Annotated in this window: 11 protein-coding genes and 1 tRNA gene; 7 read left to right on the top strand and 5 right to left on the bottom strand. The window is 26.7% G+C overall.

Annotated elements, in window-relative coordinates; translation table 11 throughout:
• The 4 genes from rlmH to Q0F58_RS14465 all read right to left on the bottom strand — a co-directional run.
• A partial coding sequence (rlmH, locus tag Q0F58_RS14480; RefSeq protein ID WP_294377990.1) for a 23S rRNA (pseudouridine(1915)-N(3))-methyltransferase RlmH occupies window positions 1–467 on the bottom strand: 467 nt, incomplete at its 3' end.
• A 166-nt stretch (window positions 468–633) separates the two neighbouring features.
• Window positions 634–1,137: an SEC-C metal-binding domain-containing protein gene (locus Q0F58_RS14475; protein ID WP_294377987.1), complete on the bottom strand. Its 504-nt coding sequence runs from the start codon at window positions 1,135–1,137 to the stop codon at window positions 634–636.
• A 55-nt stretch (window positions 1,138–1,192) separates the two neighbouring features.
• Window positions 1,193–1,984, bottom strand: coding sequence for an MBL fold metallo-hydrolase (locus Q0F58_RS14470; protein ID WP_294377984.1), 792 nt, complete (start codon window positions 1,982–1,984; stop codon window positions 1,193–1,195).
• Window positions 1,985–2,009: 25 nt separating this feature from the next.
• A complete protein-coding gene (locus Q0F58_RS14465) occupies window positions 2,010–3,278 on the bottom strand; it encodes a UDP-N-acetylglucosamine 1-carboxyvinyltransferase (RefSeq protein WP_294377982.1) in 1,269 nt (422 codons plus the stop codon).
• 814 nt (window positions 3,279–4,092) lie between these two features.
• Between Q0F58_RS14465 and Q0F58_RS14460 the strand changes: the two genes are divergently transcribed.
• The 7 genes from Q0F58_RS14460 (at window position 4,093) to Q0F58_RS14430 (ending at window position 10,373) form a co-directional block, all read left to right on the top strand.
• Window positions 4,093–4,632 carry a hypothetical protein gene (locus tag Q0F58_RS14460; RefSeq protein WP_294377979.1) on the top strand — a complete coding sequence of 180 codons (540 nt, stop codon included), beginning with the start codon at window positions 4,093–4,095 and terminating at the stop codon, window positions 4,630–4,632.
• A 310-nt stretch (window positions 4,633–4,942) separates the two neighbouring features.
• On the top strand, window positions 4,943–5,416 hold the full coding sequence (locus Q0F58_RS14455) for a dUTP diphosphatase (protein WP_294377977.1): 474 nt from the start codon (window positions 4,943–4,945) through the stop codon (window positions 5,414–5,416).
• A gap of 156 nt (window positions 5,417–5,572) precedes the next feature.
• Window positions 5,573–6,004, top strand: a complete 432-nt coding sequence (locus Q0F58_RS14450) for a DMT family transporter (RefSeq protein ID WP_294377975.1) — start codon at window positions 5,573–5,575, stop codon at window positions 6,002–6,004.
• Window positions 6,005–6,020: 16 nt separating this feature from the next.
• Complete coding sequence (locus Q0F58_RS14445; RefSeq protein WP_294377973.1) at window positions 6,021–6,836, top strand: MBL fold metallo-hydrolase; 816 nt, start codon at window positions 6,021–6,023, stop codon at window positions 6,834–6,836.
• Between the two features lie 80 nt (window positions 6,837–6,916).
• Complete coding sequence (locus tag Q0F58_RS14440; protein WP_294377970.1) at window positions 6,917–8,116, top strand: S8 family serine peptidase; 1,200 nt, start codon at window positions 6,917–6,919, stop codon at window positions 8,114–8,116.
• Between the two features lie 279 nt (window positions 8,117–8,395).
• Window positions 8,396–9,400, top strand: coding sequence for a DnaD domain protein (locus Q0F58_RS14435; RefSeq protein ID WP_294377967.1), 1,005 nt, complete (start codon window positions 8,396–8,398; stop codon window positions 9,398–9,400).
• Window positions 9,393–10,373, top strand: coding sequence for an ATP-binding protein (locus Q0F58_RS14430; RefSeq protein WP_294377993.1), 981 nt, complete (start codon window positions 9,393–9,395; stop codon window positions 10,371–10,373). Before Q0F58_RS14435 ends, Q0F58_RS14430 begins: the two co-directional genes overlap by 8 nt.
• A gap of 218 nt (window positions 10,374–10,591) precedes the next feature.
• Here Q0F58_RS14430 and Q0F58_RS14425 read toward each other — a convergent pair.
• Window positions 10,592–10,668 (bottom strand) — tRNA-Asp (locus Q0F58_RS14425).

Here is a 10,668-nt window from a genome sequence, read left to right as displayed (position 1 = left end):
GGTTCTCCATTACTAATCCTAAATGCCCTATAAATTTGTTCTAAAAGCATAACTCTGAAAAGCTGATGAGGAAAAGTCATTTTGCTGAAACAAAGACTATAATTAGCTCTTTTTAATACATTTTCACTAAGACCAAGACTTCCACCTATAACAAAACATAAATTGCTATCCCCTCTTACTCCACAATTATCTATAAACTTAGATAATTCTTCTGAAGAAAACATTTTACCTTTAAGATCTAAAGTAATTACATACATAGTATCTTTTATATTATTTAAAATTTTCTGTCCTTCTTTATCCTTTATTATCAATTCATCTTTTTCTGAAGCATTATCAGGTGTCTGTTCATCTGCTAATTCTATTATATTAAGCTTACAATAACGTGATAACCTTTTAGAATATTCATCTATTGCTAATTTTAAATATTTTTCTTTCAATTTTCCTACTGAAATAACTGTTATATTCATAGCTGCTTTTACACTTCCTTATATCCTAAATTTCATTATAAATACAATATTATATATTAATATTTAATTTTATTTCCAGGGAAATTATAACAAGTTCAATTTTAATATTTCTTTGTACAATAAAAAAGCCCTGCTAAAAAACAGGACCTTTTATGTATAAGAAATATTATTTATTCTTTCCACAGCACTTCTTATATTTTTTACCACTTCCACATGGACATAAATCGTTTCTACCAACTTTATCTAAGTTTCTAACAATTTTAGATTCCTTATATTGTTTTTGAATTTCAGCTCTCTTTTCTTCTGAGAATATTCCATCCCATTGTGGTAATGTATATAAATATTCTGCTTTAGCATCTAACATATTGAAATATAACTTTTCTAAGTTAATATCTAATTCTAAATTAGTATCTGCTTCAAGATTTTCTAAATCATATTGCTTATTTAAACTGTCATTGATTCCATCAATGAATCCCATGATGAATTCTATTGTTGAATGATATTCCTTTGCTAAATCATTTATAGTAGTCTTTTTAACTTCTTTATGATTTGCTAACAAATCCTTATATATTGATTTTTCTAATTTACTATATTCTGCCCAGAAAGCATTTTCTCCTTTAGTCTTCACATAGTCAACAACCATGTCAGTCCATTGTGTATATAAACTCATTATATAGTCCTCCCTTAAATTTCATATTTATATAGTATTTTAATTATACTCTAAACTAGATTTTTATGTAACCACTAGGATTGTGTCTGCTGGCCATAGTTAATATTATGTCTTCATTGACCTTAACACCACTATCATTCAATACATCTAAAACTGTAGCATACGCCAAATCTGGCTGATTATTAGTATTGCTTAAATGTCCTAATATAATTTTTTTATTATTTCCAATTTTAGCAAGTTCAACAACAGCATTTCCACAATCATCATTTGATAAATGGCCTATTTCGCTGAGTATCCTTCGTTTTAATGTATATGGATAAGGTCCAAATTTGAGCATATTAACATCATGATTACTCTCTAAAAGAATAACCTCTGAATCTTTTATATTATCATATATTTCTCTTGTAAATGTTCCAAAATCTGTTGCAACACTTATATTTTTTGTTCCATCACTAATAGTATATCCAGTGGGTGCTGCTGCATCATGTGGAATATTAAAAGCCTTTATGCTTAAATCTCCAACTTCAGTAACTGACCTTTTATCAATTACTTTAATGTTATGCTCCTTAATTTTCCCAATTGAGCCTTCCATCGCACTCCATGTATCTGCATTAGCATATATAGGAATATCATATTTTCTTGACAAAACACCTACACCTTTAATGTGATCACTATGTTCATGGGTTATAAATATTCCATCTATACTTTTAGTCTCTTCGCCAATACTATTAAGCGCTTCATCAATCTTTTTCCCAGGGAGTCCTGCATCTACTAATATTTTGGATTTTTCTGAAGCAACAAACATACTATTTCCGCTGCTGCCACTATATAAAGAACAAAATATCATCAGTTCCCTTCCCCCTTACATTTTTCTATTCTTCTTCAACTTCAATTCTTTGTATATCTGCGCCTAATGCTCTAAATTTATTTTCTATATGAGGATATCCTCTATCTATATGCTCTATACTTGTTATTTCTGTCTTCCCTTCCGCAACTAGACCTGCTATAACCATAGCTGCTCCAGCTCTTAAATCAGTTGCTTTTACTACTGCTCCAGTCAATTTGCTTACACCATCTATTATTGCAACTCTGCCCTCAACTTTGATGTTAGCACCCATTTTCTTTAATTCATCAATATGTTTATGTCTATTTTCCCATATTGATTCTGTTATCAAACTTCTTCCAGGAACAATACTTAACAAAGTAGACATTGGTTGTTGAATGTCTGTAGGAAATCCTGGATATGGTGTTGTCTTTATATTAACTCCTTTTAAAGTCTTATTTACACTAACTCTTATAGAATCATCAGCTTCTTCAACTGTTACGCCCATTTCTATTAATTTAGCTGTAATTGACTCTAAGTGCTTTGGTATAATGTTTTTAATGCATACATCTCCACCTGTAGCTGCTGCTGCAATCATAAAAGTTCCAGCTTCAATTTGATCAGGTATTACACTATAAGCACATCCATTAAGGCTTTCAACACCTTTAATTCTTATTACGTCAGTACCTGCACCTCTTATATCCGCACCCATAGAATTTAAGAAATTAGCCACATCAACAACATGTGGTTCTTTTGCAACATTTTCAAGTGTTGTAACTCCTTCTGCAAGAGTTGCTGCAATCATAACATTTATTGTAGCACCTACAGAAACCACATCAAAAAATATATTAGATCCAACAAGTTTATCTGCTTTAACATTAACCGCTCCGTGCTCTATTGTTACTTCTGCACCTAAAGCTTCAAAACCTTTAATATGCTGATCTATTGGTCTAACACCTATTGAACATCCACCAGGAAGAACAACTCTTGCTTTTTTAAATCTTGATAATAATGCACCTATAAAGTAATATGAAGCCCTCATTCTTCTAACATCTTCTGTGCATGCATCAAAATTATTTACATTAGTACTATCTATTTCTAAAGTATTATTATCTATTTTGTTAATACTACATCCTAAGCTTTTTAGTATTCTTTCTAAGCAGTGTACATCTTCAATATCTGGTATGTTATCAATTATGCATTTCCCCTTACTTGCCATTACTGCTGCTGGCAAAATTGCTACTGCTGCATTTTTTGCACCATTTATCTCAACAGAACCTTTGAGTAAGTTTCCTCCGTTTATAACTAATCTTTCCATTGAATTCACCCTATCTATAAAATATCCTAATTTTTTTATTTTTTAATTATTTTTTAATCTATATAATAATGCCCTAATCAGAATTCTTGAATATATAAATCACATATTAAACAACTAACTTTATTTTATTATCTAAGTTCAATATTTTAATAAACTGTAATTTAACATTTCTGCTTAGAACTTATATCGTAAAATCTTGTATTTAAACTCTTCTAAGTTATAAAATCTATATAAAATGCTACAGTTTTAATTCCTGAGCATATAAATCCTTACAATATAAAAATCATATATTTAAATATGATTTTTCTTAATTATCTTTGTTTAGTAATTCTGTAAACTGTAATTTACTAATCTTTTTTAATTCTTCTGTATTTAAATCTATCATTAATTTTCTATTTTAGTACAATTACTTTTTAAACTTTAAGTTATATACTCCATCTTAAAGTTTGCTATTTTAAATAAATTTTTCTATAGATTAATAATCAAAAATTCTTTTATTTTATTATTTTTGTAAATCTACCTTAATTATTATATCATAAACTAAATTTATTTAAATACATTTTTTCAGTCAAGTACTACTTTTTTAAGCATTTGTAGGATTCTTATCATTTTACATATGATTATAATAACATTCACTCATTTCACTGTCATTTTTAGAAAAACCTCCCTTATTTTTATGTAAAATATTGTTTATAATTACATTTTTATTATTTGTATTCAAATTTTAATTATTCATATATTCTTTTCTTTTATTTAATATGTTATAATTTATTAAACTTCGATTAATACTAATTTAAAGATTGTGAGGGGTATCATGAAGTACTATATAGTTGCATTATTTGATGATGACACTTATCAAATGATTGCACCAATTCAAAGAAATATGTCAAAAAAATTCAGGGCAAATAGAAATTCTCCAGCACCACATATACCATTAGCTCTAGTTGATAATCCAAATATAGATAAATTACAGCCTATATTAGACAAAATTATTTCTCCATATAAAAGTTTTAGAATAGATGCTGATGATTTAGTTTATTTATCAGAACCGACAAAAACAGTAAACTTAAAATTAGAAAATAAAGGTTATATAAAGAGACTCTCTCGTTTAATATGTGATACACTATCTTTGCATGGATTTAACATTAAATCATTAGGTGATAATTTTATATCACTTGCAAATATAGGATATATTCCTAAAGATTATAAAAAACAAGATGTAAAATTAAATTTCCCGGAAATATATTATGATAGCAATATTGTAAAACTTAGAATAAAGAGCATTGAAATATGGAAGATTCCAACAGTTAAGAAAAACATACCCGTTCATTCATATATTTTAAAAGATTTTTAGTTTCTTTCTTACAATAATATATTTTAACTTGTTAAATACAGATTTTTATTTGAAACTAAATAATTTAAAAGAGGATTACTAAAACAGTAGTCCTCTTTTAAATTATGCTGATTATTTATTAATACTTTTAAGCATTTAAATTCACTTTTTACCAATTTTAATATTATTATTTATAGTTATTATTAAAAATTCAATAGCAACATATATTTAGCAACTAAAAAAATTTATCTGTATTCGTTTACTCGTCTTTCTTTTATTTTAAAGATTTTGTAAAATAATATTAGTTGTTAAATTTCTAGGAGGATATGAAATGAATGTTCAACCAATGTTTGAAATACAAAAAAAATTCAATGATACCTTAAATATAAATCCCGAATTAGATTCTTATAAATTAAGAGCCAGAAAAAATTTGTTTTTTCAAATTACTTTAGGTGAATTAGCTAATGAGACAATATGTTTTAATTACTTATCAGATAATTTAAAATCTATAGATATAGATAAAGTTTTTAATAAATATATGATATGTATTTCTCAAGTTTTAACTTTAGGAATCGATCACAAGTATGATTTTATGGAATTTATTGATATGATTCCAAATGATTATTGTTTAAGTGATCAATTCTTAAATTTATATATTGATATCAACGACTTAATTGCTTCACCTTCTATGGATCATTACCAAACTTTATTTGAAGATTTATTAAGCCTTGGATTGACATTAGGTTTTTCTGAAGAGCAAATTTCAGAAAAATTAGAAGACAACTTAGAATTAATTCTTGTATAGTAATAATTTAAAAATTTATCAAATGGAGCTGTCGCACAAAAATCAAATTATACAATATATATTTAATGTAATTTGAATTTTTTAATGCCACAGCTCCATTTAATTTTATTATAATAAATCGAAACCTCTTGGGAATAATATTTTTGAGGTGATAATATGTTAGGTATAATATTTGCAATAATTTCTGGTATTGCAATGAGCATTCAAGGAATTTTTAACACACGTCTTGGTGAAAAAATAGGATTGTGGGAAACCACAGTATTAGTTCAAGCAATTGCATTAGTATGCAGTCTTATAATATCCTTTTTTTATGGTGATGGAAATTACAGCAATTTAAAAACAGCCAATAAACTTTATCTTATAGGAGGCCTTCTTGGTGTAGTAATAACTTTTACTGTTATAAAAAGTGTTGGAACAATGGGGCCTACCCTTGGAATAGGAATAATATTAATTGCTCAGCTTCTCTCTGCTGCTATTATTGATTACTTTGGTCTATTTGGTACTGAAAAGATTAAGTTTTCATTAAATAATTTTATAGGTATTGCTATTATGATTCTTGGTATTGTAATATTTAAATGGAAACATTAAGAAAGGATGTATAAATTTGAATTTAATATCAAATATAATTTTTTTATCCCATTTAAGTATTAATAACATAAAAGAATATTTTAAAAAAAGTGCCCCTATAAAATGTGATGAAATAAAAAATAATTCTATCAATTGGTATGGGCATGCTACTACTGTCATAGATTTATATAATAAAATTATAATAACTGATCCTGTTTTTTGTAATATGCTTGGTTATTTTAAAAGAGTTGTAAAAAAACCTTCATATATGAAAGATTTAAATATAGATTACATACTTTTATCTCACGGGCATATGGATCATATGCACTTTCCTTCATTAATGAAACTTAATAAAAATGCTATAGTTATAGCTCCTAAAGGCTATAGGTTGCTTTTAAAACTTCTTGGATTTAAAAAAATCTATATTCTTCATCCTGGCGATATATATAAAGATGAATTTATAAAAGTAACTGCCTTTGAAGCAAATCATGATGGAAGACGATTTTATATAGGAATAGACAATGAAAGTATATCCTATCTTATTGAAAGAAAAAATAAATCTGTATTTTTTGCTGGTGATACTGCCCTTACTGAAAATTTTAAAGGAATTAAAAGTGATATTTCATTAATGCCTGTAGGATGCTATAAACCAGATAGATTTTCATATATGCACTGCACTCCTCAACAAAGTTATGAAATGTTTAAAATGATGAATTCATCTGTTATGATTCCCATTCATTATAAAACCTTTAAAATATCTTTAGAAGATTTTAATGAAACTGAACAGACATTGTTAAATATACACGATCAGTCTATAAAAATTCTTGATATTGGTGAAACCTATAGTTTTTAAAATCTTTCCACTATAGATTAGCAACTATATAATCTTCTTCGTATAATATATATTAAAGCAAATAATTCAGGAGAAGATTTATGTTTTCAAACAAAAACAAAATAGATTACAATTTAAAATACTACATGTCTAAAAATATTTATAAGTATTATAGAGTAATCATAAAATATAAAGCTTTCCAGTCCTCAATAGTGAAAAAAATCAATTCCTATAAAGGAACTGTCTATAATATAATCGAATCTTCTAATTTAATAAGTGCTCAATTAAACCTTAAGGGTATAAATAGAATTATAGAATATCCTGAGGTAGAAAAAATTTTTTTTGATGAATATTTATTTTTATGTGGTATGAGTGTAACTTCCGCAAATAAATCTTCCTATATTCTTAAAACTGATCTTTCTGGTGCTGGAGTAGGCATAGGAATCATAGATAGTGGAGTATATCCACACAAAGACCTAATATCTCCTACAAATAAAATTGCACTATTTGTGGATGTAATAAATGGCATCCATTATCCTTATGATGATAATGGCCATGGTACATCTATAAGTGGGATCTTATGCAGCAGCGGATTTTCATCTAACAACATGTACAAAGGTATTTGTCATAAAAGCAGACTTTTCTGTTACAAAGCTTTTGATAAATTAGGAAAAGGCTTTGCTTCAGATATTCTTTTCTCAATAGAAAGTCTTATCAATATATCTAAAGAACATAATATAAAAATATTGTGCCTTCCTTTTGAACTTTTAAGTCACAATATTCTTATTGTAAATGAATTTGAAAATTTATTTAACCTTGCTATTAAAAATGGAATGATTCCTATAATCCCTGCTGGAAGTAGTATTAATGAAAAATATTCAATTATGGGAATTGCTTCACTTTCAAATTGTATAACTGTAGGTGGACTTGATTCTGAAAAATCAACTGTAAAACCATATTTTTATTCTGCATGTGGCCCGCTAACTAAATATAACAAACCAGATTTGTGTGCTTCATGTACAAATATAGTTTCTTTAAATTCTGATAAGAATTATATTTCTGAAAAAAATGGAATGAAATTATATCCAAAACCTCTTGATATATCTTATAAAACATTTATTGGTTCTTCTTTAGCAGCTGCTTATGTATGCGGAATATGTTCTTTAATATGTGAAAAAAAACCTGATATAACTTTTAAAGATATATCATCCCTTCTTCAAGTAATTTGCGATCCAATAGATGATATTCCAAAATATTTTCAAGGTAATGGTGTAATTAACTTAAAAAAATTTCAATTCTAAAATATTGTCATTAAGTACTAATTATTATATACAGAATCTTTTATATGATGATTCTGTATAATTTTTTATTTAAGAGTTATTTTTTATATTATGCTATAATTATAAATAACACTCTATAATATATACGTTCTAATGATAAAACTACATAATTAAAGAAATCCTCAAAAGATTTCATAATACATTATATATTGCAAATTAGGACATTTATTATAATTTTAATCTGTCGCATAAAAACACAGGATAAATTAGGGTAAAAATGAAAGGCAGGTAAGAAACACAATGAGTACATTCATGTTAAAAAGTAAATCTATAGAATTTACTCCTGTAAGTAATGTTTTTATTGAAAAATATATGCCTCAAGCTAGAGGTGAATTTATAAAAATTTACTTGCTTATGCTCAAATACAATATTTGTGGTGAATTAGGAGTAAATTCATCAATAATTGCTTCTTCATTAAATCTTTTAGAGTCCGATATCATGAATGCATTACATTATTGGAATGATCTTGGTGTCATAAAATTAATTCCAATAGATAGAATGGGAAATTTCAATATTGAATTTGTAGATTTAACAGAAGATATAAAATCGTCATCAAAACAAATTGATTTATTAGATGCACTAGATAGTAATAATACAAAAGATATGCTTAGAGATATAGAAGTTCTTTTAGGTCGACCTCTTTCTCCTAATGAAATGTCTCTTTATCTAAACTGGCAGAAGGAATTTGGTTTTTCTTCAGAACTTATATTAATATTAATAGAATATTGTGTGTCTAAAGGAAAAAGCGATCACCGCTATATTGAGAAAGTAGCTTTAGCATGGCATGATCAGAAAATATGCACTGTTGAACAGGCTCAAAATCTTATCAAAAAAACAGAAGATAAATGGATTAATATACGAAAGATTCTTTCATATTTAGGAATAACAAACACTGACATAATGAAACCTCAACAAGATATGATTGAAAAATGGATTATTACATTTAAATTCTCTAACGAAGTTATTTTTAAAGCTTGTGATATTTGTTTTGAAAGATTAAATCGAGCAGATTTTAAATATATAGACGGAATTCTTTCAAACTGGTTTAAAAATAACATTAAAACTCTTGAAGACATCGCATTAAAAGATAATAAATCTGTTAAAAATATATCTTATCAAAAAAATTCATATAACAATAATAATTCTAATATAACTGCTCCTCATAAGTTTAATAACTTTGAAGCACGACAATACGATTATGATTCTTTAGAAAAGAAACTGTTAGGATGGGATAATGATGATTAAAGGATATCAAAGTGAAATTTTAAAAATATATGATAATATTAGAGATTCTGAATCTAGAGCCTTAAAAAATAGAAAAGCTGAAATTTCTGAGAAATATCCTGAAATTATAGAACTAGATAACCAGATTCAAAAACTCTCATTAAAAATGGCCTTAGCAGTAATCAAATCTGCAAATGAAAAAGAAACATTAAATGAATTTAAGGAAAAAATTACTGATTTGAGAATGAAAAAATGTGAAATGCTTGTGGAAAGAGGCTATTCTCCAGAATACTTGAGTCTACACTATCGTTGTGCAAAATGTCAGGATACTGGTTTTATTGGAAATACTAAATGTAAATGTTATAAAGAAAAATTAATTCAGCTTTACTATAAAGACTCTGAACTTGAACAGATAATAAAAACAAATAACTTCAACAATTTTGATTTAAATTTATATCCTGTTCATAGAATTAGTGATGAAAAATATTCTTCAAGAAAAAATATTGAAAAAATTTTAGAATATGTTCAAAAGGATTATATACCAAACTTCTCTTCATTAAATACAAATCTTCTTTTCTATGGCAATCCTGGCAGCGGAAAAACTTATCTGTCATACTGTATAGCAAAAGAAGTTTTAGATAAAGGTTATCTTGTAGTTTATAAAACATCAGATGAGTTATTACAAAATCTTCGTGATATAAGATTCAATAATAATTCAAATCTGCAGTCTCTTCTTTTTGATTGTGATTTGCTTATAATTGATGATTTAGGTGCAGAACATCTTAATGAATTTTCTGTATCAGAATTATTTAATATTCTAAACAGAAAGATATTAAATAATAAGAAAATGATTATATCAACTAATCTTCCTCTATCTGATATTGTGAAAAGATATAGTGAAAGAATATCCTCAAGATTACTTGGCGATTTTAAATTATTTAAATTTTATTCTGAAGATATAAGAGTATATAAAAATCTAGAAAAAAATAGATGATTAGTTATTTTCTAATCATCTATTTTTAATATTGTAAATTATCAGTTTACAATATTAATATTCGATATAATCAAAACTACTCATTGAACAAATAATTTACTTTACACTTCTTATAAATCTCTTTTCTGTTCACAACTAAAAGTTCTTTAGGACCACCTACACTCTAGATTTATTCATAAATACAAAAAAACAAGCTTCAACATAAAGCTTGTTCATTTTGGCGACTCAGAAGGGGCTCGAACCCTCGACCTCCGGCGTGACAGGCCGGCACTCTAACCAGCTGAGCTACTGAGCC

Source organism: uncultured Clostridium sp. (assembly GCF_934754915.1).
Classification (GTDB): Bacteria; Bacillota; Clostridia; order Clostridiales; family Clostridiaceae; genus Clostridium.
The sequence above is the reverse complement of the archived record's forward strand: the minus strand, read 5'-3'. Positions and strand labels throughout refer to the sequence as shown.